Annotated in this window: 21 protein-coding genes and 1 tRNA gene; 15 read left to right on the top strand and 7 right to left on the bottom strand. The window is 44.5% G+C overall.

Annotated features, from left to right (window positions below; all coding sequences use genetic code 11):
- The first annotated feature begins 4 nt into the window (after positions 1 to 4).
- The 4 genes from GXP65_RS01050 (at position 5) to GXP65_RS01035 (ending at position 9,276) form a co-directional block, all read left to right on the top strand.
- A complete protein-coding gene (locus GXP65_RS01050) occupies positions 5 to 4,390 on the top strand; it encodes an RHS repeat-associated core domain-containing protein (protein ID WP_240334917.1) in 4,386 nt (1,461 codons plus the stop codon).
- Positions 4,380 to 4,706, top strand: coding sequence for a hypothetical protein (locus GXP65_RS01045; RefSeq protein WP_050904609.1), 327 nt, complete (start codon positions 4,380 to 4,382; stop codon positions 4,704 to 4,706). Before GXP65_RS01050 ends, GXP65_RS01045 begins: the two co-directional genes overlap by 11 nt.
- Before the next feature lie 364 nt (positions 4,707 to 5,070).
- On the top strand, positions 5,071 to 6,210 hold the full coding sequence (locus tag GXP65_RS01040; RefSeq protein ID WP_162091762.1) for an exonuclease SbcCD subunit D: 1,140 nt from the start codon (positions 5,071 to 5,073) through the stop codon (positions 6,208 to 6,210).
- A 9-nt stretch (positions 6,211 to 6,219) separates the two neighbouring features.
- Positions 6,220 to 9,276 (top strand): SMC family ATPase, encoded by a 3,057-nt coding sequence (locus GXP65_RS01035; RefSeq protein WP_162091761.1) that lies wholly within the window; start codon positions 6,220 to 6,222, stop codon positions 9,274 to 9,276.
- A gap of 86 nt (positions 9,277 to 9,362) precedes the next feature.
- On the opposite strand, the gene GXP65_RS01030 is transcribed toward GXP65_RS01035, so the two are convergent.
- Positions 9,363 to 9,743: a cystatin domain-containing protein gene (locus GXP65_RS01030; RefSeq protein ID WP_038891246.1), complete on the bottom strand. Its 381-nt coding sequence runs from the start codon at positions 9,741 to 9,743 to the stop codon at positions 9,363 to 9,365.
- A 373-nt stretch (positions 9,744 to 10,116) separates the two neighbouring features.
- Here GXP65_RS01030 and GXP65_RS01025 point away from each other — a divergent pair, with 373 nt between their 5' ends.
- From GXP65_RS01025 to GXP65_RS00995, 7 genes are all read left to right on the top strand, one after another.
- On the top strand, positions 10,117 to 11,802 hold the full coding sequence (locus tag GXP65_RS01025; RefSeq protein ID WP_047481933.1) for an immunoglobulin-like domain-containing protein: 1,686 nt from the start codon (positions 10,117 to 10,119) through the stop codon (positions 11,800 to 11,802).
- A gap of 189 nt (positions 11,803 to 11,991) precedes the next feature.
- Positions 11,992 to 12,534, top strand: coding sequence for a (d)CMP kinase (locus tag GXP65_RS01020; RefSeq protein WP_162091760.1), 543 nt, complete (start codon positions 11,992 to 11,994; stop codon positions 12,532 to 12,534).
- A gap of 117 nt (positions 12,535 to 12,651) precedes the next feature.
- Positions 12,652 to 12,897, top strand: coding sequence for a hypothetical protein (locus GXP65_RS01015; protein ID WP_162091759.1), 246 nt, complete (start codon positions 12,652 to 12,654; stop codon positions 12,895 to 12,897).
- A gap of 70 nt (positions 12,898 to 12,967) precedes the next feature.
- Entirely contained in the window at positions 12,968 to 13,621 is a 654-nt protein-coding gene (locus GXP65_RS01010; protein ID WP_162091758.1) for an amino-acid racemase, read from the top strand.
- Entirely contained in the window at positions 13,608 to 14,036 is a 429-nt protein-coding gene (locus tag GXP65_RS01005; protein WP_012129279.1) for a hypothetical protein, read from the top strand. The genes GXP65_RS01010 and GXP65_RS01005 overlap by 14 nt, the downstream gene beginning before the upstream one ends.
- Positions 14,037 to 14,063: 27 nt before the next feature.
- On the top strand, positions 14,064 to 14,591 hold the full coding sequence (locus GXP65_RS01000; protein WP_162091757.1) for a histidine phosphatase family protein: 528 nt from the start codon (positions 14,064 to 14,066) through the stop codon (positions 14,589 to 14,591).
- Between the two features lie 56 nt (positions 14,592 to 14,647).
- A complete protein-coding gene (locus GXP65_RS00995; protein ID WP_005426814.1) occupies positions 14,648 to 15,169 on the top strand; it encodes a lipocalin family protein in 522 nt (173 codons plus the stop codon).
- Positions 15,170 to 15,186: 17 nt separating this feature from the next.
- On the opposite strand, the gene GXP65_RS00990 is transcribed toward GXP65_RS00995, so the two are convergent.
- On the bottom strand, positions 15,187 to 15,966 hold the full coding sequence (locus GXP65_RS00990; RefSeq protein WP_005446985.1) for a helix-turn-helix transcriptional regulator: 780 nt from the start codon (positions 15,964 to 15,966) through the stop codon (positions 15,187 to 15,189).
- Positions 15,967 to 16,102: 136 nt separating this feature from the next.
- Here GXP65_RS00990 and GXP65_RS00985 point away from each other — a divergent pair, with 136 nt between their 5' ends.
- Positions 16,103 to 17,224 carry a multidrug effflux MFS transporter gene (locus tag GXP65_RS00985; RefSeq protein ID WP_162091756.1) on the top strand — a complete coding sequence of 374 codons (1,122 nt, stop codon included), beginning with the start codon at positions 16,103 to 16,105 and terminating at the stop codon, positions 17,222 to 17,224.
- Between the two features lie 113 nt (positions 17,225 to 17,337).
- Here GXP65_RS00985 and GXP65_RS00980 read toward each other — a convergent pair whose 3' ends face one another.
- From GXP65_RS00980 to GXP65_RS00960, 5 genes are all read right to left on the bottom strand, one after another.
- A complete protein-coding gene (locus GXP65_RS00980; protein ID WP_162091755.1) occupies positions 17,338 to 18,333 on the bottom strand; it encodes a succinylglutamate desuccinylase/aspartoacylase family protein in 996 nt (331 codons plus the stop codon).
- 145 nt (positions 18,334 to 18,478) lie between these two features.
- Positions 18,479 to 20,011, bottom strand: a complete 1,533-nt coding sequence (gene yfcC / locus GXP65_RS00975) for a putative basic amino acid antiporter YfcC (RefSeq protein WP_162091754.1) — start codon at positions 20,009 to 20,011, stop codon at positions 18,479 to 18,481.
- Positions 20,012 to 20,229: 218 nt separating this feature from the next.
- On the bottom strand, positions 20,230 to 20,556 hold the full coding sequence (locus tag GXP65_RS00970) for a cytochrome c (RefSeq protein WP_162091753.1): 327 nt from the start codon (positions 20,554 to 20,556) through the stop codon (positions 20,230 to 20,232).
- 81 nt (positions 20,557 to 20,637) lie between these two features.
- Complete coding sequence (ltaE, locus tag GXP65_RS00965) at positions 20,638 to 21,642, bottom strand: low-specificity L-threonine aldolase (RefSeq protein WP_038891255.1); 1,005 nt, start codon at positions 21,640 to 21,642, stop codon at positions 20,638 to 20,640.
- A 24-nt stretch (positions 21,643 to 21,666) separates the two neighbouring features.
- On the bottom strand, positions 21,667 to 22,182 hold the full coding sequence (locus GXP65_RS00960) for an NUDIX hydrolase (RefSeq protein ID WP_162091752.1): 516 nt from the start codon (positions 22,180 to 22,182) through the stop codon (positions 21,667 to 21,669).
- 271 nt (positions 22,183 to 22,453) lie between these two features.
- On the opposite strand from GXP65_RS00960, the gene GXP65_RS00955 reads away from it, so the two are divergent.
- The 3 genes from GXP65_RS00955 to GXP65_RS00945 all read left to right on the top strand — a co-directional run bounded on the left by GXP65_RS00955 (position 22,454) and on the right by GXP65_RS00945 (position 25,887).
- Entirely contained in the window at positions 22,454 to 24,115 is a 1,662-nt protein-coding gene (locus GXP65_RS00955; RefSeq protein WP_079402653.1) for an ATPase RavA domain-containing protein, read from the top strand.
- A 9-nt stretch (positions 24,116 to 24,124) separates the two neighbouring features.
- Positions 24,125 to 25,579, top strand: a complete 1,455-nt coding sequence (gene viaA, locus GXP65_RS00950) for an ATPase RavA stimulator ViaA (RefSeq protein ID WP_162091751.1) — start codon at positions 24,125 to 24,127, stop codon at positions 25,577 to 25,579.
- 234 nt (positions 25,580 to 25,813) lie between these two features.
- Positions 25,814 to 25,887 (top strand) — tRNA-Cys (locus tag GXP65_RS00945).
- Positions 25,888 to 25,969: the final 82 nt, after the last annotated feature.

Genomic DNA, 25,969 nt, shown 5'->3' with positions numbered 1-25,969 from the left:
CAAAATGAATATACAAAGGATTGTCAAACTCACATCTTTAAACGGAATCACGTTTTACTTTTCCACGCAGCGACTTAGTACCGGATCGGAACAAAGCTTTGCAACCGCTCGAAGTGCAGAAGCGTTTATTGAGCAATTTCATTTTTCCGATTTAGAGGAGCTCAGTGAAATTGCGTCATGGACAAGCATGAGTGCGACTTTTTCACATGAATACCAGACAAAGACTAAGTCTGAACTTCTTCAAATTATTGCTCAAGGATTACAAGAAAAAATCCTTTTTGCTATTGAGTTGCCTAAGACTGCGCCAAGCACATTTTATCCATCGGCCAACATACCTTCCCAAGTCATAAACCAAGTGGCGAAGGTTGAGCGTAATAACTCGAAAGCTACTCATTCAGGTACCAACACTGTCGCAAGTAATAGTGCTCCTCAGGAAGAAAGTAGCAAAAGGCATGTAAAAGCAGGCGATCCTGTTTCCATGGTCACAGGGGAAGAAAATCTCTCATTGTCTGATGTCGTACTGCCGAATGGATTGGTTTGGTCACGAACGTATCGCTCATCGTTGTGCGATTCTGCTACCACGCTTGGCTTTGGTTGGAGACATATTTTTCAATATGAGCTAACAGACGTATTGGATGAAAAATCTAATATTACGGGGTGGTTGTTCATCGACGAAATGGGGGACACAATCCTATTTCCTAATGTCGCCAAAGGCGGAATTAGTTACCAAACTTATGTAGGTGCGAGTTGCCAGTATCATCACAGCGGTTATCGGTTAGTTACGTTAAGTAATGAAGCTCAAATCAAGTTTTTCTTAAAGAATGAGCAGTGGGTTGCCACTGAAATCCGTCTAGGTCATATGAAAACGGTAAACCTCGAATACTCTCGAAACCACCGTATCACCCATATATGCGTCAACCGACAAAACCAGCTTGAGCTCCAATACAATCATCAAGGCCAACTAATAGAGATTAGAAGCCCAAAGACTCAACATTTGCAAGCCAAGTATGATTTCGATGTTGATGGGCGATTGATCGCTGCTCAGAATGAAAATGGTTTAATCGAACAATATCAATACGATGACACAAACTTAATTGTTAAACGAACGAGAGCTAGCGGACTTTCTCACTACTTTACATGGTCTGGGCGAGGGCCTGATGCGCAATGCATAAAAAATTGGGCGGATGAAAGTGTTTATGATTACTCGTTTGAGTTTGATGGGAGCGAATCCAAATACCGAAATTCACTTGGACACTGTTGGCACTATAAACACAATGAACAAGGTAAGTTGCTTGAGAGTGTAAGCCCTGAATCGAGATGTAGGGCATTTGAGTACGACTCACTCGGTAGATTAGTTTGTACTATCAATGCAGATCAGACATACACCCATCATAGCTACAACCCATTTGGCTTGCTCGAGAAAAATACACACTCGTCTGGGGCTACAGAGGGTTTTGAGTACAACGAATTTGGTCAATGCATTAAGCATCAATTTCCTGACGGTGAAATCGAGTTTAAAGAGTTCAATGCACTTGGTCAGCTCGTAAGGCACCAACACAGTAACGGGCTTCAAGAACGCGCCGTATTTGATAAATATGGCAGACAAGTAGAAAGGAGTGCTGATACTGGATCTCGTACACAATGGTGGTGGAATGACTCGCATCAGCTGTTAGCAAAAAAAGTCGATCAAAGCTTGATTCGCTATAGCTATGACGAGCGCGATCGAGTGAACGGAGTCGCTTACCCACATGGCCTTATAAGTGGATTTGAGCGGAACGAAAGCAACTTACTAACACGCCTATACTTCCAAAGCTCAGAAGATGGCACGTCTCGAGAGCATCGCTACCAATATGACGAAGTTGGGCGAGTTAAACAGGTTCATACGCCAAGAGGGACAACCCAAATTGTTTGGGGGAACTTTGCTCAACCAACGGAAATTGTTAAACCAGATCAAAGTTCTTTTTCCTTTACGTACGATGCGGAAAGGAAACTGATATCTATCGAACGTTCTGACGGTTGCCAATACAAGTTTGAATACACTCCAGATGGCCAGATCAGCCAGACGATTAGCTTCGATCAAGTGCAAACAAACTACACCTATGACAGCGCTGAGAGATTAAGTGAAATCTTGCATTGTAGTGGTCGCATCTCTTATGAGTATGACGAAGTTGGTCGCATCGCTAGGGTGAAAGCCCATGGTAAAAATCGCGGTGTTGAGGACCATTACCAACACACCTTAGGCGGCAAGTTAATCCGCGCGCATAACCGCTTTTCGAACGTTTCCTATACGTATCTAGGTACAAAATTGGTAAGTGAAGAGCAGGGACGCTTTTCTTTCTTCAATCATTACCAAGATAACGGTTTACTCCGATCTCAACGTTATGACGACGGCACAGAGGTGCTATATGAGCATGACCAATTTGGCACGGTATGTGGGTTAATTATTCATTCAAACGGCTCTGAAAGAAAAGATTCAATTAAGTTTGAATACGATGAATTACAACGTGTATCGATAATCACTTATAGCGCGGGAAAAGAGCGGAGAGAGTTCGATGGAATAGGTCGCTTGAAGCACCAAATATGGACTGGTTTCGAGCGTAAATACCATTTCAACGCACAGCATTATCTGTCGCTTGTCATCGACAGTGAGAAGGGAGCTCAACATTATCAATATGATGAACTCGGCCAATTAGAAAGAGTGAAGACGGAAACTTCTGAAGAGTCATACGTTTATGACAGTTTTGGCAACTTTAATGACGAAAGTGCGCAGCGAAAACATGACCGTCTTATTGAATACCATGGCATTAGGTACGACTACGATGAACTAGGAAACAGAACCAGTAGTCAAGGCAATGGACTAGAGCAGTACTGCACTTACGATGCTAAAGGGCAACTGATTGTTGTCGAAAGCGAAGGACATTTATGCCAATTTGAATACGATGCGCTAGGTCGAAGAACGAAGAAAATCAGCGAAAACGGGACCACCGAATTTATTTGGCAAGGAAGTCATTTGGTCGGCGAGTATTCTCGTTCGGGTTATCGATGGTATCTATATCAACCAAACAGTTTTGTTCCACTGGCTCTTATTGAAAACGGCGAGTGTTATTTTTACCAATGTAATCAAATCGGAACCCCAGAACGTTTGGTGGACTCGAATGGGCAGGTAGTTTGGCAAGCAACATACGATACCTTTGGATTTGCTCACGTTGAAATCGAGACGGTTAAAAACAACCTTCGCTTACAGGGGCAGTACTTCGATATTGAGACTGGTCTGCACTACAACTTAGCACGTTACTACGACCCTCAAATAGGTCGATTTATCCAACCCGATCCCCTAGGTCTGCTTGGTGGAACTAACCACTATCAATTTGCGCCAAATCCAGTTTCTTGGGTCGACCCTTTGGGTTTATGTGCAAAAGAAGATACGCCGATAGTTCTTGCCGGACACAATGATAATTCGCCTGAAAAGTCGGTGTACTACGCAATGGGGTCGGGGAATTATGGTAACACTCTCTCCCAAACTAACCCAAGTTATAGCATGCGGGCTATCGCTCCTCATGCTGTCCAGAAGGTTGGTATAGACTATGCGGTCGGTATTACTGAAATATTAGCTGCCGGTATGTATAACACGACAGTTGACATTGTAGCTGGGCTGGGAGGTGTAATTGAATTAGCAACAGGAGATGTATCTAGCTCGGCAGATTTAATCGAATCAATACAGACAAACTACTCGTATATCCCAAGGACAGACGGTGCAGGTAGGATTGGCAGAGCTATTTCTCCATATGTTGCGAAATATGAAGAAACTATGATGGGGATCGGGAATGCTGCACTGGAACAAACAGACTCTCCGTTGATCGCTACGATCGTTCAAAAGTCACCTGAAATAATAACAACCTTAGTAGGTGGAGCTACAACGCTCAAAGCAATAGGAAAAAGTAGTATCCCAAACTCAAGGCTTCAGTCAATACTGACTAAGATCCCAGAAGACGAATACATTGCAGTCAAAAATCGTTCTGTTCATAACGTCAATGCGGACACTTTAGTTCTTGGAAAATATAGACCCACAGTTATAGATGGAATTGAAGACTGGAGTATACCAGGCCCAGATTCTTATGTGGCTGTGGCTAAAAATGAAAATGCAATGTATTTTGACCTTGGTGCTGAATGGGGGACTGTAACCGAACGGTTTAATTTGACTGACGATGAAATGTTCGATGCATTTAACATTCCCATTTTGGACCAAGCAGTTGAGTCCGGCAAAGATATAAAATTTACCCATGATCCTCGTATACACGGTGGATTTCTTGAGCAAGAATGGGGCTACCTAAAAAAAGTGTACAACTTTAAACGACTAAAAGAAATTGATGGAGTATTTTATGCAAAGTGAAATTTTAGAAGATAAACTAATCGAAATACTCGATAGTCATTTTGGGCAAGCTGTGAATGATTTTGTCGTAAAGGAGAGTAGTGATATCCCTGCTTTGCAACTGGTAATCGAGATGAGTTTATATAATTACTTCGTAGTCCGAGCTTTTGTAGAAAAACGAACCATCTCCTTATCTATATTGCAATCTGGCTTCCAGTTTAAGCTTTTTTCGATATCTATGATTGATGAATCAATTGATAGCATTCCTGCTAAGTTAGAAGAAGAGGTTAGGCTTAGGATCCCTGACAAATATCTGATAGCTAAAGGATGGGCCTAAAATCTCAATGGAGTCCCAAAGGTTGGAGTAATAGAGTACAAAGCTATAGAATTAAGAGTGTTAACCAATGTTACTTTAAACGTATCGGTAGAACATTTTTCGCTCGCAACCTGTTTGGTTGTAAAAGGGAAAGTTATTCTTCCCCAGTTATTTCTATCGTTCCATATAGATGATCTACTGATATTCACAGCAAAAGTTGCGAAGTAGCGCTATTCCTCTGAAGTTTGTCTTAAGATAACCCGAATTAAGTTCGGGGATCCTATTCTTGATAAGCCTTCACAAACTACATGAAAAGCTTACGAACTCACGATATCCTAGGGGGATAATAAGATAGCGCCATATTGATGGCAGAAAGTGAATTCGAATGAAGTTTATCCATACCTCAGATTGGCACCTTGGCCGACAGTTTCATAACGTCTCTTTGCTTGACGATCAGCAAGCCGTTCTTGACCAGTTAATCCAATACATTGAAAACAACCCTGTTGATGCAGTGGTTGTTGCTGGTGATATTTACGACCGTTCTGTCCCACCAACCATCGCGATTGAACTACTTAACAAAGTAGTGAAGCGAATCTGTGGTGAGCTAAACACGCCGATGATTCTGATTTCTGGTAACCATGACGGTGCTGAGCGCCTAGGTTTTGGCTCAGAACAGATGAAAAATGCAGGTCTTCACATTATCAGTAACTTCGAAGACATGCTTCCCCCTGTTGTTATTGAAACCAAAAGCGCAGGGCAAGTTGCTTTTTATGGCATGCCTTATAACGACCCTGAGCAAGTCCGTTTTGCCTACCAAGAACCCGTTTCGACCCACGATCAAGCGCACAAGTTACTTGCCGAGAAAATCACGGAGCAGTTCCAACCAGAGCAACGCAACGTGTTAGTCAGCCACTGCTTTGTCGATGGAGCCATTGGGTCTGAATCTGAGCGTCCACTTTCGATTGGTGGTTCCGACCGCGTCAGTCACGAGCATTTCCTCAACTTTGACTATGTAGCGTTGGGGCATTTGCATCAGCCACAGAAAAAAGGCGAAGAGTACATTCGTTATTCTGGTTCACTTATGAAATACAGCTTTGGTGAACAAAACCAAAAGAAAGGTTTCACGCTGGTGGAAATTGACCAAAACGGTTTTGTCTCGGCAGAGCATATTGACCTTGCCGCACCTCATGAGATGCGAATCGTTGAAGGCGAACTTGAACAAGTAATAGAGCAGGGCAAAACCGATCCGAAAAACGAAGACTACCTGTTGGTACGTTTGATGGATAAGCACGCGATCTTAAACCCAATGGAAAAGCTACGTACTGTTTACCCGAATGTTTTGCACCTAGAAAAACCGGGCATGTTAATTGGTGTCGAGCAGGAAATGGCGCAAGCGAAGTTGGCGAGAAGTGAGATAGACATGTTCCGAGATTTCTTTTCGGAAGCGCAAGACGGCCAATTATCGCAAGAACAAGATCAAGCGATCAGTGACATCATCAAACAACTTTCTCAGCAAGCTCAGTAAGGACCAAACATGAAACCCATTAAACTGACAATGCAGGCTTTTGGTCCGTTTGCTCAAACAGAAACGATTGAATTCGACAAGCTGGGTACTAACCCTCTGTTTCTCATCAACGGTCCTACTGGTTCGGGTAAAACCTCAATCCTCGATGCGATTTGTTTTGCTCTTTATGGTGAAACGACGGGTAATGAGCGCCAAGGTATTCAAATGCGTTGCGATATGGCAGCACCAACGTTATTGACCGAAGTGACGCTAGAATTCTCTTTACACGGCAAGTCTTATCGAGTGATTCGCTCACCAGAACAAGAAGCACCAAAGGCGCGTGGTGAGGGCATGACGGTGCGTAAGCATACCGCAGCTTTGTATGAGAGTACGGACGAAGAAAAGCTCATCACTAGCAAAACAACGCAAGTAAAGACAGAAGTGACCAATATTATTGGCTTGAACGAAACTCAGTTCCGCCAAGTGATGGTGCTGCCACAAGGTAAGTTCCGAGAGTTGTTACTTGCGACGTCCAAAGAGCGTGAAGAGATATTTGGTCAGCTATTCCAAACGGACATCTACAAGAAGATTGAATACGCACTGAAAGAAAAAGCGAGTGCCATTAGCAAAGCCAAAGAAGAGTTTGATAACCAAATTCGAGGCGCACTGCAGGTAGCTGGTGTTTCTTCCGAAGTGGAGTTAACAGAGCAGCACGAAGCGTTATCTGTTCAATTTGAATCTGTACAAAAGCAAGAGCAAGAATCTCTGGTTCAATTAAATGCGGTAAAAACGGAACTGCAAAAAGCAGAAGCGCTGAGCAATGAGTTTAAAAAGCGCGAGCAAGCCGAAATTGCATTGAAGCAACACCTGGAACAGAGCGATGCTGTCTCATCACGTCAATTGCAGTTAGACAATGCGAAGAAGGCAAGCAAGGTTGAGTTGCCTTATGTCACGTTACAAAACGCCTCAAAGCAAACGCAAGAACTTGAGCAAAAGGTGGCTAAGCTGTCTCAAGATCTTACTGTGACAAATGACGCGGTAAAATCCAAAGAAGGCGCATTGCAAACCGCGAAAGAACAAGCGGCACAATTGCCAAAACTGACAGAACAGCAATACCAACTTGAAGGCATGAAAGGAAAGTTGGTTGAAAAGTCAGAGCTAGAGAAAGCCATTAATGCAGGTTTGACGCAAAAATCCGAGTTTGAGGCAACGCTTAAGAAATATATCGCTCTGAAAGAGAAGCTAACGCTAGAGGCGCAACAAGGTCAGAAGTCACTGGATCAAGCTCGAGTCGATGTTGCAAGTATTGGCAGCGTAGAGGCTGAGATAAAACAGCAACAACGTTTGATGCAAGACCTACAGAAGCTCACTGGCTTAAACCAAGAGCTAGCGAAATTGGATGCATTGACGCCTAGCAAGCAAGCTTTGGTTGACCGAGCAAAAGCGCGATACGTAGAACTTCAACGCTCAGCAGATACACTTGAATTGAGCTGGCACAATGCTCAAGCTGCTGTATTGGCTCAGCGCTTACAAGCCGGTGAAATGTGTCCGGTGTGCGGTAGTGTAGAACACCCTCAGCCCGCTCAATTTGTTGGCGAAGAGGTAACAAAAGAGCAAGTTCAGCGCGCTCGAAACACAGAGCGAGAAGGGCAAGTCGCGCTTAACCAATTGAGCAATCAGTTGGAGCAGCACAATATCGCAGTCGGACAATACAAGCAGCAGATTGAGCAACTATCCGTTGAGCTTGGCCAAAACGCATCAATGGATTTAGGCGCGTTGCAAGCGTCTATGCAGCAGCTCAATGAACGTTTACAGCAATTGTCATCGATTAACTTGGTTCAGCTGGAACAAAGCGTCAATGAGTTAAACCAGCGTTGTGTTACTGGGGAAGGTAAGATCAATGATCTGCAAAACCAGATGGCAGCGAATGAATCGACGATAAAAGTGAACCAAGAGCAACTGGCTAAACTGTCTGCTTCGTTAGATGCCAAGTACTCATCTCTTGAAGTTCTTGAGCAAGACATTGTTGCGATTCAAAAACAGATTACGGAGTTGAATACCGTATTCGAGTCTGCACAAAACCATTTACAACAAGCCGTGCTGGCGAAGACCAATATTGAAAGCCAACTGACAACCAATCAACAGTGGTTGAATGAGGCACTAGAGCGTTTGAACACAGCCAAAACTGATTGGGCGCAAGCGTTGCAGGTGAGTGCATTCGAGGATGAAGCACAATTCCTAGCAAGTAAAGTTGATGAAGCTGAGATGCAGGTTTGGCAGCAAGAAATTGAGGCGTTCAAACAGACTCAAATCAAGCTAGAACAAACCTTGGCAGACTTGAGCTCCATGTTGAAAGACCTGGTGTTACCTGATTTAGAAGGGTTTAACGTTAAATTAAACAGTGTCCAGCAAAGTTACGTTGAAGCGCGTAATCAGCTTGATAGCACGCGCTCTTTGTTTGAACGTCTAGAGAAAGTCTGTAATGACATCGCGACATTACATGACAAGAACACTAAGTTAGAAGATGAATACAAAGTGTTTGGCACCTTGTATGACGTTGCAAGCGGTAAAACGGGTAGCCGCATCAGTCTGCACCGATTTGTCCTTGGTGTGTTATTAGACGATGTATTGATTCAAGCGTCACAGCGCTTAAGTCTGATGAGTAAAGGTCGTTATATCTTGGCTCGTAAAACTGAAGGCTTCAAAGGGGCGGCAGGACGAGGCTTGGATTTGGTAGTTGAGGATAGTTACACAGGTAAAACGCGCGATGTTGCGACGTTATCAGGTGGTGAATCTTTCATGGCAGCGTTGGCATTAGCGCTCGGTCTATCTGATGTTGTGCAGTCTTACAGTGGCGGTATTCGCTTGGATACGCTGTTTATTGATGAAGGTTTTGGCAGCTTAGATCCGGAATCTTTGGATCTTGCGATCCAAACCTTGGTCGACTTACAACAAACGGGTCGTATGATTGGCGTGATTTCTCACGTATCTGAACTGAAAGAGCAAATGGCGCAGCGTATTGATGTTGAACCGTCGCGACTTGGTTCTACAGTTTCTGTGAAATCTCAGATGGTATTTGATTCTTAATCAATACCTGCAAACGTACATAAGCAAAAGCCCCGTTAGATTACGGTGTAAAATAGCGGGGCTTTTGTTTCTCTGTCTCGAAGCACTTACTGTTCGCAGAAGCGACCTTCCTTCGGTGATTGCGTAATCGCATATTCACCATCAAGGTTGCGGTAAACAACCGTGTTCCAAACTGAGCCATCATTCAATTCAAACTCTATCGCGTAGTTCACACCACTAACAACCTGTGCATGAACGGACAAGATCTGTTTAAACGAAGCGAGAGTTTCCATTTTCTTTAGGACAAAGGCCATAGCCTTTTGAGCGTCTGGGGTGGCGTCAAATTCATTCCACCCACCTGGCATATTTCCTTGTGTATTACATACATCTGCCGAGGTTGTTGGTTGTGCCGCTTCATCTTGAGTATTTTGCTGACATCCAGCAAGAAGAATCAAGATAGCGCAAGCTGACACGGTTTTTAATTTCATAAAATTAACCTCTGTTTGCAAGCACGTATTATAAAGCTCGGCGTTAAAGCACAATGTCTACGTTGTGCAAACTTTTGATATGCAGAGGGTTAAATCCTGATTAAATCGTTGCGAGCGAGCTCCAAAAAAAGAAGATTGGTTAAGTTTTTGTGGGATTTTGATAGAACGTCACGCTTAATTGCGAGCGCAGCTTTACGGTTCATTTCGCGTCGTGAATTAAGATCACAATTATAAAATAGACATTAAAAACATAACTTTGTAAGTGTATCTGTTTTCTTAGCTCAGCCATATAATCCAAACGAAATTCATTAAGTGCCAATAGAAAGTACTGAATGATTGTTGTGATGAAACAAAATGGATGAGAGGTAACACGATGAAGCAAAAAGCGCTATATCTAGCAGTAGCAATGGGTTTGAGTGGTCTTGCGAACGTCGCATCCGCTAATGAGATGGTAAATCCCGATGGTGGTGTCGTAGTGGGTTACTGGCATAACTGGTGCGATGGCGCTGGTTATAAGGGAGGTAATGCACCGTGTGTAACATTGGATGAAGTTGATCCTATGTACAATGTGGTTAACGTCTCCTTTATGAAGGTATTCAATACCAGTGAAGGTCGTATTCCAACCTTTAAACTCGATCCAAATATCGGCCTTTCAGAACAACAATTTATTGACCAAATTGAAGCTCTAAACCAACAAGGGCGTGCCGTTCTCATCGCTCTTGGTGGCGCAGATGCGCACGTTGAACTTAAAACTGGTGACGAACAAGCGTTCGCACAAGAGATTATTCGTTTAACGGATAAATTCGGTTTTGATGGTCTAGATATCGATCTAGAGCAGTCTGCAGTAACGGCAGAGAACAACCAAACCGTAATTCCAGCTGCACTTCGCCTTGTAAAAGAGCATTATCAACAACAAGGTAAGAACTTCCTAATTACGATGGCGCCTGAATTCCCTTATCTAACAGAAGGTGGCAAGTATGTTCCTTACATTACTGGTTTAGAAGGGTACTACGATTGGATCAACCCTCAGTTTTACAACCAAGGTGGTGACGGTATTTGGGTCGATGGCGTGGGTTGGATCGCGCAAAACAATGATGAGTTAAAACAAGAGTTTATTTACTACATTTCGGACGCTCTATCGAACGGTACACGCGGTTTCCACAAAATCCCGCATGACAAACTGGTGTTTGGTATCCCATCTAACATTGATGCTGCTGCAACGGGCTTTGTTCAAAACCCTCAAGACCTTTACGACGCGTTTGATCAACTTAAAGCGCAAGGGCAGGCACTTCGTGGCGTAATGACATGGTCGGTGAACTGGGATATGGGCACCGATAAAAATGGCCAAGCGTACGGTGAAAAATTCGTGAAGGATTACGGTCCGTTTATCCACGGGCAGACTCCACCACCACCAAGTGAAGGTGAACCAGTGTTTAGTGGCCTCAACGATGTTCGTGTGCATCACGGTAGTTCATTTGACCCGTATGCCGGTGTAACCGCGTCTGATAAAGAAGATGGAGACCTAACCAACAGCATCACTGTCGAAGGTTCAGTTGATGTAAACACCGTTGGCACTTATGTTTTGGTTTACAGTGTAAAAGACAGTGACAACAACGAAACAAAGCAAAGTAGAACGGTTGTTGTTTACAGCCTAGTGCCTGAGTTTGAAGGTGTCGCAGATACGACCATTCAGCTTGGTGATGCTTTTGACCCAATGGCAGGCGTAAAAGCGACGGATGCAGAAGACGGTGATTTGACTGATCAAGTGCGTGTAGAGGGCAGCGTAGATGTGAACGTACTAGGTGTCTACGACTTGGTTTACCGCGTAACGGACAGTGCTAATCAAACTACGACAGCTCAACGCTCTGTGATTGTTTCTGATGGCAGCAGTTACCCTCCGTATGAATCTGGAAAGACGTATGAAGCAGGTGACATTGTCACAGGTTCAGATGGCAACTTGTATCAATGTAAACCATGGCCATACACGGGGTGGTGTTCAAATCCTTCTTATGCGCCAGGTGAAACCGTTTATTGGTCAGACGCATGGGATAAGTTGTAATTAGCTCATGAATTATTGCAAGCCTCCTTCACTGGAGGCTTTTTTATGCGCGTAACTTCACATCTTATTGAACCTGCACTAGAACTTTAAAGCGTAATCATTAATATCCCGCCTCCGCATTTTCCAGACTTACCTATAGTTGGAATGCGTCGCTCTTTGTCAATTTGGTACGGTCACCTGGAGGATTTAATGAAAAGGATCAATGTAGTAGGCAGCAGCGGAAGCGGTAAATCGACGTTTTCAAAGCAGCTCGCAATGAAATTAGGTGTCACGTACATAGAAATGGACAGGTTGTTCTGGCTTCCCGATTGGAAAGAACTCGATGATGAGACGTTCTTCGATAAAGTCGTGGACGTAACTCAACAAGACGCTTGGGTACTCGACGGGAACTACAGCAGAACACAACGATACAAATGGCAAAGGGTCGATACTATCATCTGGCTCGATTATTCACGTTCTATCACCACTTATCGCTCCGCAACTCGTGCTATCAAAAGGGCATGGACTCAAGAAGAGTTCTGGGAAGGAACTGGAAATAGAGAAAGTTTTAGAAAAGCGTTTTTGAGTAAGGATTCGATTATTTGGTGGTCGGTTAAGAATTACCGAAAGAATCGGAAGCGCTATTTAAAACTGAAGGAGGACTTAAAAGGTTCGCCTATCGAGTTCATCCACATCACTTCGCCCAAAATGGCAGAAGATTTTTTACTGTCTCAAGATTTTATAAATAAATAGCTAACTTATTTAAGTGACTTTTCGGTCACAGATCGCAGCTGTGCGAATTCTGACATTCCGACTCCTTAAGATGATGAATACTAACGAAGTTCCCGTCGTATTCATTGTGGAGGTATTATGATCGGTTACGAGGAAATGGCGATATCCGGCTACCTAGGTTGGTTACTCGCTGTTTTGTTGATTTATCCCTTTGCCTATGTTGGTATTCATATCGGTGTATTCGATATAAAAGTCCGTACCAAAGTCAGCTGTTATTTCAATCGTATAGTATTAGCTTTGATTGCATTTCTACTGATTATGCATATGCAAACCGAAGTGGTTTACGGCAAGTACTTTCTTGGTCTTTGGGAAGCACAACAATAACTTTGATCGCATTAATTCCCGTCGCCTTGTGCTAAGTTGTCGAAATTGAACTAAAAATCGACAACTTAGCATGAAGCCATACGACATATATTTTCTTCATACTTCACCCGTACACATTTCACCTTTCTCCGAACTGATGACAGAGCTCGCACCTGATTTAAAAGTCGCACACTTTGCCGATGCTGACTTGTTGGAACGTTTGGTTGCTGGAGCGGACGAGTCTAAGGTGAGGCAATCAGTACAAGACAAAGTACGCGAGCTTTCTGAGCAAGCAAACTTGGTGGTTTGCACCTGTTCTTCAATTGGTCGCTTTGCTGAATCGCTTACGGAGCAGGGCGTTAACGTTCAGCGTATCGACCGCGCAATGGGTGATCAAGCCGTAACTCATGAGCGAGTATTGTTACTTGCGGCATTATCGACAACCATTGAACCTAGCTTGGCGTTACTTGAGACAAGTGAGGGCAATTGTATTCTTCAGTTAGATACGTTTGTGGTTGAAGGTGCTTGGGAGCGTTTTCTCGACCAAGATAACCAAGGTTATTACGACAAGATCAAAGCGGTAATAGAGCAAAAGGCTCGTGATTATGACGTAATCGTATTGGCACAAGCTTCGATGTCAGGTGCGGCATCATTAGTTGATGTCGATATACCAGTATTAAGCAGCCCACGTTTAGGCGTAAAAAGGGCGATTGAAACCTTAAGGACATTCCATGCAAATATCTAGTTGGATTCAGCTTTGCTTACGTGAGCTTGAAGGTACGCCCATAAAAGAACATTCCGATATCGACGCGTCTTTTGCGGAGTCTGAACGTTTCTCAAAATGGAAGGCAAGCAAAAGAGAAGTACGCTTGGAAGAAGTCAGTGATCGTTGCTGGATCAAGAGCTGCACAGGTGGCTACATCACAGAGGTGCACTTACATGCGGATGGTTCACTTGATGAATACACCTTGTTTGGACGCCTTCATACCAAAGGGCATTGGGAGCTAGAGGCTGGCGTACTTCATATCACGATCTACAAAGGCGAAAACACTTATGAACTTTCTGTTGTAGGAAACCGTGAACCTTCCATTCACTCTGCGATTGAATACAAAAATGGAGAAGTGCACTCCTATCTAAAACTGACTCCAATTTCTCAATAGCAATTTAACAAGGACGAGTACCACAATATGGATATTGTATTTGTAAGGCATGGCGAGCCAGATTTTACGTTAGCGGATGAGCGGCAGATGACTCAACTTGAGAAGGACTATGCGCCGCTTTGCCGAGAACATTTGCCTGCGTTGCAGGAGAAACTCAACCATGCAGTATTTGACGATGCCGATATCATCATCAGCTCACCTTATACGCGTACTCTTCAAACTGCAGAAATTCTCAATCGTCATCGCGCTTTGCCTTTGTTTGTTGAGCATGACTTGAGAGAGTGGCGTGCTGACAAAGAAGGTGGCTACATTACCTTGAATGAGAGAGACCGACGTTGGCACGAATATCGAGAGCTTTTAAAAGTAGGTGTTCCAATGACTGACCCCCGCTATGAACATGTTGACGAACTAAAAACACGAGCGGAGTTAGTACTGGAGCGTTACCGTCAATATCGAAAGGTTGTTGTCGTGAGCCACTTTAATGTGTTTGAAGCACTACAAGGTTTCCAAGAGGTAGGACTGTCCTGTGGAGAATTTAGGTTCATTCATTTTTGATCGATTTCTTATCTTCTATAGTAAAATCAGACACTAAATTAATTTCAGGTTGCTGTATGAAATCTCTTAAAACACTTTTACTTTTGTCTCTTGCAACGTTGTTTGGCTGTACGTCTAAACCGGACGGCGTGGAGCCCGTCAACAACTTTGAACTTCAACCATATCTAGGTAAGTGGTATGAAATTGCGCGTCTTGATCACTCGTTTGAGCGCGGTTTATCGAATGTGACGGCTGAATACGAGCTCCGTGAGGATGGTGGCGTAACGGTTATCAACCGAGGTTATTCAGAAGAAGATAAAGAATGGACGCAAGCTGACGGCAAAGCGTATTTCGTTGATGGTGAAAATACAGGGCATTTAAAAGTGTCTTTCTTCGGTCCGTTTTATTCGTCTTACATCGTATTTGAGCTAGGTGAGAACTACGACTACGCGTTTATCTCTGGTTTCAATCACGACTACCTATGGCTACTGTCACGCACACCAACCGTCGATAAAGCTACGGTCGAGCGCTTCAAACAAGTAGCAACAGAGAAGGGCTTTGTGTTGGACGAACTAATTCTCGTAGACCAAACCAAATAACGCGCGAAATGATCGCCTTATAACAACGATCTGTGCTTCATAAAACTCAGTGGTGTCTGTCCAGTTTGTTTCTTAAAGAACGCAATAAATGCGCTATCTGATGAGAATTCCAGACAATGGGCAACATCACTGACTTGTCTTTCTTCACATAAGAGTTCAATAGCCTTAAGTAGCCGCCATTGTTGACGCCAATCTTGATAAGACATGCCAGTCTCAGCCTTAAATAGGCGAGTGATAGTTTTGCTGCTCGCGCCAACGGTTTGTGACAGTTGGTTTAACTCCGGTGCTATAAAATCACCCTTGGTCATTGCCTTACGAAACCCTGTTAAACGTCTATCAGAAGGCAAGGGCAATGAAAACTCAAACTGCTTCGCTTGGTAAAACTCTTCCCAAAACAAAGTGCTCGTAGCCTGAGTTTTTGTTTCTTCAATATCCCATTCCCATAATGCCATTTTGTCGATCAGTGCTTTTAAAAGATCGTTCACCTCAATCATTACTATTTCATCAGGGCATGTGTATTTACTGCAATCGAAATAGAGTGAACGGTAAGCCACAACGTTGGTCATGACGGCTCTGTGAGAAGTATGTGGTGGAATCCACACTGCTTTAGTTGGTGGTAAGGTACAAATAGAGTTATTGAGTGCGAACGTCATGCAGCCTTGTGGCGCATAAAGCAATTGTCCTTTCTTGTGCTCGTGCATACCGGAATCATGTTTGCCGACGTCCGCTGCAATGCCAACCACACTCGCGGCAATCGCGTCCGCATCAAATCGAGTATTATCTTCAATAATTGCCATTTGTCCGAATCTTGATGTTTTTGGTTTTAATGTTGTTAATGGGTAAAGCATAACGCCTTCTATACTGCACGCCAAGTTAAGTTCGTTACCCACTTAAGCCACGAAATATCGGCAGGGGTGGAACAGAGAGGTAAAAATGAAAACGAAACCTTCTATTGGGTTGATGGTGGTGATGCTGATGTTTCCGCAAATTGTGGAGACCATATACAGCCCAGCACTTGGCAATATTGCTCAGTCGTTTGCTGTGACGTATTCCCAAGCGGCGCAAACCCTGTCTATCTATTTTTCTGCGTTTGCTATAGGCGTGGTGGTTTGGGGAATCTTGGCCGATAAGTGGGGCAGACGCCCGACCATGTTGGCAGGGTTGCTGGTTTACGGCGTATCTGCTTTGGTCGCTATGCAAACGGAAAGCTTTGATGTGATGATGATAGCTCGCGCGTTCAGTGCTTTTGGTATTGCGGTTGGGTCAGTCGTGACACAAACCATGCTAAGAGACAGCTTTTCTGGTGTTGAGCTAGGCAGAGTATTTAGCGTTATGGGCATGGGGATTTCCATTAGCCCGGTGGTTGGCATGCTGATCGGCGGTCAGTTAACAGCACTCGGCGGCTATGAACTTGTGTTCTTTGCTTTGTTTATCATGGCGCTTGTACTGCTGTGCTACAACGCGGTAAAGCTGCCTGAAACACAAACTCAGAAGCAGCCATTAGAGATCGGTTCTTTGCTAGGACGAATGCTGAAAGACGCTCAAATCTGGCAATCTGCACTGTTGGTTGCGCTCTACAACATTGCTTTGTTCGCATACTACCAATTGGGCGCATTCACTTTTGAGCAGCTCGGACTGAGTTCGGAGCAGTTCGGATACAGCGGTGTGATATTGGGCGTTGGTACCTTAATAGGCAGTTTGATGAACAAATCATTGTTAGCAAAAGGTCGCTCACAAACGCATCTACTTTGGATTGCATCAACACTGCTGATTATTGGTGGCTTTGGTGTGTTTCTGCTTCAAGACTCGGTTTGGTTCTTAGCACCCATGTTGTTCGTGGTTATGTCATTTGGTATCGCCATTCCAAATATACTGAGTACCGCTTTAGTTGATTACAAGCAACAAGCGGGCAGCGCTGGGGCATTGCTAGGATTAATGTACTACTTGATGATTGGTTCAGGTTTAGGCTTAGCTGGAATGATTCAAAACCTTGGATTTGTTCTTATGTCGTGTGCAGCTTTGGTTTTATTAGTGACATTGTCACGCAAAGCATAACTGAAGAAATGTTGAAGAGACTAACAAAGAAAAGCCCTGCAAGTTGTGCAGGGCTTTGTGTTATTGGTTTGATTCTAACAGTTTGAAATTACGAACTATTAAATTTAAAGGTATTACTTAATCAGTCGAACAACCAAAGAACCTGGCGCTCGGATCGATTCAATGTTGTGGCTCAGCACCGTGCCTTCTGTTGGCGCAGTGTAACGCTGAATCTCATCACCAAAGCTGTCGTATTGAATCGCAACTAATTGACCTTGCTCTAGCTTATCCATCATCTTCACTTGTGGTAGTACAAAGCCACCCAATTCAGCGCGAATGCTGATGATGTCTTTGCCTTCTAGGCAAGGCGTGATATTTGCAACTTCACCAGTCACTACGTCATGACGAGCAAGGATATTGAAGATGCCAGTCACGGTACGGTCGATCAGCTCTTGTTCTGTGTAACGGCCCATGCCCACCTCGATGGTAATGCTTGGAATGCCGCTGTTGTTCCATACAGTTTCAAGTACACCGGCGTCGCCCGGATCGTTAAGAATCACGTCAGGGTTAATGAGGCGAGCCATTTCCAGAGATTGCTCGATACGGAAATCGGCAAACACGTACAGCGGGTAAGCAGCACCAGTGGTTTGAGTGTGCAAATCAATCGCCAGTTCTGCGTTCGGCTTAAGAAGGTTATTCCACAAAGCAAATAGGAAGCGGTTTGCTTCGTTGCCATTTGCATCGCCAGGGAAGAAACGGTTTAAGTTTGCAGGAGATGCATCTGGATCCGCAGAGAAGAAGTCACGGCTGTGGTTCAGCATACCCGTCAGGTTGATGGTCGGAATGACAGTTACAGTACCCGCGATGTCTTTACCAATCAGTTCACGTGCGGTCTTTTGCGCCGCTAAAACACCGTTGTATTCGTCACCATGAACACCTGCTGTGATCATGATTTTCTTACCCGGTTTTTCGCCTTTGAAAACCAACACAGGCAAGTGTTGCCATTGAGATAGGGCGTTGGTTGCGATACGGAACCAAAACTTATGCTCGCCTGCAGGTAAGTCTGTTACGTCAAGAGATTGAATGACTTGATGACCTTGAATTACGTCATCCAGAAATTGTGTTGCCATTAAAGTTGTCACTCCAAAACATCTTACTTCGATGCTTGTTTGCCATACGGCTTGAATTAAAAAAGGCGAGAACTTGTCTCGCCTTATTCTTTATACCCAAACTCCGCTTTCGCGTTTAAGTTGCTTGGGGATATTGGTAATCAGTTTACGCAAAACCCATCACGTGAGCTGCGACTACGACAATGCTCGATAGGGTAAAGAGTAATAGCATAAAGCGCCAGCAGAATTTCGCCCAGTCACCCCAGTCGATACGACATACACCCAGTGTTGCCATTAGAGACGCTGAAGTAGGAACGATAACGTTAGTGAAACCGTCACCAAGTTGGAATGCTAGAACTGCAACCTGACGAGTAACGCCAGCGATGTCTGCAAGAGGAGACAATAGAGGCATTGTCAGCGCTGCTTGACCAGAACCTGAAGTCACGAAGAAGTTGAAGATAGATTGGAAAACATACATCAACCAAGCCGCAGCAACGTCAGGAAGACCGCTGATTACACCACCAGCGCTGTTCAGGATCGAGTTCAGTACGCTCGCTTCATCAGTAGTACCGCCACCTAGGATAAGCAATACGCCTTTCGCACAACCAACCAATAGAGCAGGTGCAAGCATGATCGCTGCACCTTCTTTAAATGCATCAGCCGCGCAGTTTAGCGTCATGCCGTTTAGACGGAAGATCGTACCGATGATCGCAACGACAAAGCCCATTGTGAAGAATTGAGACGCGATTTCTGGGATGTACCATGCGTTAGCCACTACGCCCCAAACGACCCATACTGTAGTTGCGATTACCGTAAGGATTACTAGGGTATCACCTAGGTTCCAACGAGAGTCGTGATCACCAAGTTCTTGCTGGCGGAAGTATTTGTCAGTACGACGACTGTAAGAAAGCTCAGGGTTTGCTTTGATACGTGCAGCATAGATCATAGTGAAAGCAATACCAATTGCGGTAAACGCAGCCCAAAGGCTCATACGTACAGTCATACCAGACAGAACCGGAATACCAGCGATACCTTGTGCGATCGCTACCGAGAATGGGTTCATCCAAGACGTTGCAAAACCAATCTGAGTCGCAACATAGGTTACCATTACTGTAGTGATGCCATCGTAGCCAAGGCGAACCATTAGTGGCGCGATAATAATCGCAAATGCAACGGCTTCTTCACCCATACCAAATACTGCGCCGCCCAAAGAGAACAGCAAGAACAGAACTGGAATGAATAGCGCTTCGTTACCTTTGGTCTTATCGATAAGGCGAAGGATACCGTTGTCGATTGTGCCTGTGCGCATTACCACGCCAAATGCACCACCGATAACAAGCATGAACATGATAACGCCAATCGCGCTGCCCCATTTAGAACCTGAAACCAGACCTTCGAATGGGAAGTTCATTAGGCCAATGCCCCCGCCTGACGCGAACAGTCCAACCTTGTTGTAAACCAATTCACCGTTTTCGTCGGTTGCATAAGAGAAAGAAGAGGGATCGATAACTGTGCGAGTTTTTTCTGCACCGTCGACCATGTACGTCACCTGTTGGCTATCGAAATGACCAGCAGGAATTAAGTAGGTAAGAATCGCAGCAAGAATACCAACAATGAAGATCAAAATGAGGGTATCAGGCATCTGCCATGATTTTGGGGTTGCCGCCGATTCCGATGGCTGAGCGTGTGTGTGAGACATAACCTATTTCACGTCGAATAATAGAAAGCATGAAATATCGATAAAATAGAATAAAAAGTCAATATTAACTGAGTTGGTGAACTATAAATTCATCAATAATTTGATCTTAAGAGGGTTGAGTTGATTATCAGTGATTTATTGGTTAATTATTTTGGTTGGATGTTGTGCGAATGAAAATAGAGTTAGGACTTGTGGCTATGCACAAATCCCATAATTATTCACTTTTCTGCATGAGGTGTTTGTTCTGAATAAAACGCGGCAACATCGCGTAAATCTTCATCATTCAACATGCGTAATTGGGCTGCCATCATCTCAGCCAAAGGGCCTAAGCGAAGCCCATCTTGATAGGCTTTCATAGAATCATACAGGTACTGAGCATTCTGACCGGCTAGGTTAGGGTAAGCGTCGTTAGTCGTTATGCCATTCGAACCATGACAATAGACACAGCTTGGTGATTTGAGTTTGCCTTTTTCTGCGTTACCGAATGGTTTCGCCACAACAGAGGAAGAGAGAATAAGAGACGCTAGAAGCACGTATCTAAACATGGATAGTTCTCGAATTTAAAATATTGGTTTCGAGATAGAATAAAGCTTCCCCTTAGGGGAAGCTCAATGATCAAAATCAAGTTAAAGCATAGATTTAAGGCTAGATAGGAAAGTATCGATGTCTTGTGCCGAAATATCTTTGTGCGTCACGAAGCGGATTGGGTTTCCTGGCGTAATTGTGATGCCTTGCTCCTTCATCTTTTCTGCAATACCAGCGATATCCACTTGCGGGTCAAGCTTAGCAAAGACGATGTTGGTTTGAACAAATTCTGGATTAACAGAGAAACCAGGCAATTCCGCTAAACCTTCCGCTAATGTCTTTGCATTGATGTGGTCTTGTTTTAGTTGTTCCACTTGCTCGGTAAGGGCTAGTTTACCAGCTGCAGCAAGAATACCTGCTTGGCGCATACCACCGCCGACCATCTTTCTTAGGCGACGAGCTTTTGCGATGTACTCTTTACTACCAAGCAGGAGTGAACCAACAGGGGCAGCCAGACCTTTGGACAGACAGATAGTCATTGAATCAAAGTACTGACCAATCTCTTTCACCGGAACATCAAGCGCAACGGCGGCGTTAAATACGCGAGCGCCATCTAGGTGCATCTGTAAGTTATGTTTGTTTACGAACTCACGAGCCTCTGCAAGGTAAGAAAGAGGAATCACTTTACCGTTGATGGTGTTCTCTAAGCTAAGTAGGCGAGTACGTGCAAAGTGCGCGTCATCTGGCTTGATTGCAGCTTCTAGCTTATCGAATGGCAAAGTACCGTCTGGGTTGTTTTCAATCGGTTGAGGTTGGATAGAGCCCAGTACCGCCGCACCGCCGGCTTCGTACTTGTAGTTATGCGCTTGCTGACCACATAGGTATTCGTCACCGCGCTCACAATGCGCCATTAAGCCAAGTAAGTTTGCTTGTGTGCCAGAGGTTGTGAACATTGCCGCTTCAAAGCCCGCAAGCTCAGCAGCAAATTGTTCTAACTCGTTAACGGTTGGGTCATCACCGTACACATCATCGCCGACAGGAGCGGTAAACATTGCTTCACGCATTGCTTGGGTAGGTTGTGTAACGGTATCTGATCGAAAGTCCATAATTCTCTCCTCGGTCGAAAAGACCTAAATATAACCGCAAAGACGAGCTTTGCTTAGGCAAGCGATAGTTTTGGCATCAGTAATCATGCCTTGAATAATCTGTTGTTCGAGTTCTTCTCGTGACAATGTCACCACTTCAATGACTTCATCGTCGTCACACTCGTATCGATTGGTGCTGTTCAGTTGCTCAGCAACAAACAAGTACTGGATTTCATCACAGAAACCAGCAAGAGGGGTAACTTGACCAAGCGATGTGAACTTTTCGGCGCTGTATCCTGTTTCTTCTTCTAACTCTCTTTGAGCGCAGTGCAAAGGCTCTTCATCTCCTTCACGTGTGCCAGCAGGCAATTCAAGCAGCCATTTGTTAAGAGAGGGGCGGAATTGATTAACAAGAACGATGTTGCCATCTGAAGTAATGGGTAAGATAACGGCAGCACCGGGGTGTTGGATAGTGGTATGTTTGATCATCCGACCAGTTGGTAGTTTAACTTCCTCTTCGACCAGAGAAATCTGCTTCCATGTATGAATGGTTTTGCTCATGCAGTTGTGGATCCTAGCTGTAACCGCGTGTTGACGTGTTTTGCACATTAACCACAAACCGCGTGAAACAAAAGTAGAAAATGGTTTCATACTCTTATGAAACCTGCACTTTCAGTGAGTTATGTCCCATAAATGAAAACTATGGTTACCCGCGCACGCGCGCGAGGAGCATCTGGTATAACCGAGGTTCACTAAAAAATACACTTGTAACAAAGTGATAACAAATGTATAAAATTAAATATACAGCCTCAGTTCAACAGCCGGAGCTTTTATGATTCAACCATCTTTCGCATCAAATGCAGAAAAGGCGCTTCTTTCAGAGCGTATCAACAAGCTGGCTAAAGCACTGACCGACGGCGTTTACGAACGCGAACACACCATCAAACTTTGTCTTCTTGCCGCTCTAGCGGGTGAGAGCGTCTTTCTTTTAGGTCCTCCAGGCATTGCAAAAAGCTTAATCGCCAAACGTCTTATCCAAGCATTTGATAACAGTAGTTACTTTGAGTACTTAATGACTCGCTTCTCAACACCAGAAGAAGTGTTTGGTCCGTTGAGCATTCAAGAGCTGAAAGATAATGGTCGTTACGTTCGTCTTACCCAAGGTTACCTGCCAACGGCGCAGGTGGTTTTCCTTGATGAGATCTGGAAAGCAGGCCCTGCCATTCTGAACACGTTGTTGACCGTTGTGAACGAAAAGACATTTAAAAACGGCAGCGATATCGAACGTGTACCGATGCGTCTTTTGGTTTCTGCATCGAACGAACTACCAGATGAAGACAGCGGCTTAGACGCACTTTACGACCGTATGTTGGTGCGCGTGTTTGTAAACCGCATTCAGGACAAACAAAACTTCAAATCTATGCTGACAGTGGGTACGTCTCAAGAAGCGCAAGTTCCAGAAGGCTTGGCGATCACAGATGAAGAATACCACCGCTGGCAGCAGCAACTCGACAAACTCACTCTGACGGACAACGCATTCGAAAAGCTTTTTCAGCTAAAAAACATGTTGGAAACCAAAGTTGAGTCTGAGTTTGGCGACGCATCATTAACAGACATGTACGTATCTGACCGCCGTTGGAAAAAAGCGGTGAAACTGCTTAAAGCAAGTGCATTCTTTAATGGTCGTGACGAGATCAACCCACTTGATCTTCTGCTACTGCAAGATTGTTTATGGAACAGCCCTGAGTCACGCGATGTCGTTCGCGGTGTGATTCAAGAGTTCGCACTTAAACATGCTTTTGACCAGCAAGAAGCAGAACAAGAGATCGAATACTGTCGTGAATCTTTGGTTGATGTACAGCATGAGCTTGAAGACAAATATCGCATGACGCTAAACGCTGAAGCAGCAACAGGTCTGCTTCGCAAAGAAACCATGAGCTTCGACACATCCAAAGCGAAAACTTACAAAGTAGGCGCGGCGGTGAATCTGGTTAAGCTGGTTATTCTACAAAGCAACATGTCGGTTTCTGAATCAGAGAAGGGTGACAGCCGCTGGGTATACGTGCCAAAAGATGAGCTTGATCGAGTAATCAAAGATGGCCATGGCGATGTGTATGGCTACGTGAACCAAAACACTAATATGTGTCGTTTGCGTTTTGATGTCGATGCAGCCAACAACCTAGTGATCCGTGACATTGCTAACCGAGGCGTGTTGGTGAGCTTGGTTACCCAACAAGGTTTAGATGTTGAGCTTTACCAAAAATGGTTGGCAGAAAGCGAAAAAGCAGTCAGCCAACTGAGTGAAGCTGAACATCATATGCGTAAGGTTAAAGCTAACTTCCATGGCGCATTGCCTCACAGCTTCGTGGATCCAGAGTTACCACGTCTAATGGAGTCGAGTCTACAACAGGTGAGCCAGAGACTTGAGTCTATCCAAGGTGAAAGCGAGAAGATCATTCAACGCTTCAAAAACTTACATCAGTTTTTCTCTTAAGGAGACGACATGTTAGGTGCAGACGGACTCAACTTAGCGCTCATGGTGGCAGATTCAGGCATCATTGATAGTGCGGTTAACGACTTAATGGCGCGTTCACAAGTCATGATGATGGCAGAAAACCGAGGCATGAAATCCTCAGTGAAAAACCATCTGCTTAAATGGCGTGGCAACGTGAAAAAGCGCATGACGAAAGTCTGTGAGACAGAACGTTTTCAACAGGAACTCGCGCTCTACCAAGAAGTTATTTATTGGGATGAGAACGAGTTCTTTGAGCGCATTGATGACGTGATCAAGAAGCTTGAATGGCACTCGGCGTTTTACATGCAAGCGCGTCGCATGATGGAGAAGAACAAGGGCGTGAATAACCCAATGTTCCCTCATTACTTCTGTGACCAGTGGTATCAAAGCCTTGCAGAAGCAATCAAACAAGCGCAAGTCTCTGAGCTTGAAGAGAACAAAGAAAAAGTCCTTAACGACCTTTATCAACGTATGGAAACCATGCGTAACATGGATAAAGTGACGGAGTCCGGTGACGAAGAAAGCGTAGGGCGCTTGTGGGATATGGCGTCCGCTAAGTTGAGTAAAACCGACTTAACCGTGATGAAGCGCCACGCAGAGTTCCTTAAAAAGCACAAAGGCTTGCAAGAGATCGCAGAACAGCTTGGTCGTATGGCGGGGCAAGTGAACGATCCTGACCTCAACCGCGCACCAGCAGAAGAGCTGCAAATGGTTGAGGAAAAGAGTGACGAAGCGACAGACGATATCGTCGGTATTCATGAAAGTGACGACCTCAACAAACTGCTACCTAACGAAACTATGTTTTTGGCGTACCCAGAGCTTGAAGTCGTGTTCTACAAGCATTTGGTTGATAAACGCTTGATGAACTACCGCACGCAAGGTAAGTCTCGCACACTGCGTAAGGTAAAAGCGCACAAACCTGATCATAAAGCGGTGGACGTTGAAAAAGGACCGTTTATCGTTTGTGTTGATGCGTCAGGCTCGATGAGTGGCTTCCCAGAACAATGTGCTAAGGCTATGGCTTATGCACTGATGCAAATCGCTCTGGCTGAACAACGTGAATGTTATGTGATTATCTTCTCCACTGAGCACATTACGTACGAGCTTACGCGTCAAGATGGCTTACGTGAAGCTGCCGACTTTTTAACTTACAGCTTCCATGGTGGTACGGATTTGGAGCCAACGTTGATTAAATCCATCGATTTGATGAACAGCGACAAATACAAAAACGCCGACATGGTTGTTATTTCAGACTTCATTGCGCCAAAACAGCAAGATGAGTTGCTCGCAAAAGTTGATGCGTTAAAAGCGAAGAAGAACCGCTTCCATGCCATTAGCTTGTCGAAGTACGGCAACCCAGCATTAATGTCGATGTTTGACCACACTTGGTCTTACCATCCAAATGTAGTGGGGCGCTTGTTTAAACGCGTTGCCAACGGTTAACCACGAGAGTTAAGAGAGAAAAGCGGCACCGATTGCCGTTTTTCTTTTGTCTATCTGTTTTGATTTGTCTTAACCAAAGTGAGTAAATCTGTACGGTTTAGGTCGAATTAACATCGGATTGGTTTAAAACAAAGCAAACAAACAGAAATTTTGGATTTTTGTTTGACTATATTTCCTGAATCCGTAAAGTAGCAACCAACGCAACGGGGCAGAGCCTTTAAGCGTAAACAATTTGGCGCCTTGGCAGAGTGGCTATGCAGCGGATTGCAAATCCGTGGACCTCGGTTCGACTCCGGGAGGCGCCTCCAAATTCTTAAAAAGAGACGTCTTTATGGCGTCTTTTTTTATGCCTCAAATTCCTCTCAGTAAGTTCAATCATCAAATCTAATG

The sequence above is a fragment of the Vibrio sp. LB10LO1 genome (genome assembly GCF_010092875.1).
GTDB lineage: Bacteria > Pseudomonadota > Gammaproteobacteria > Enterobacterales > Vibrionaceae > Vibrio > Vibrio campbellii.
This window is presented reverse-complemented; position numbering and strand designations above follow the sequence as displayed.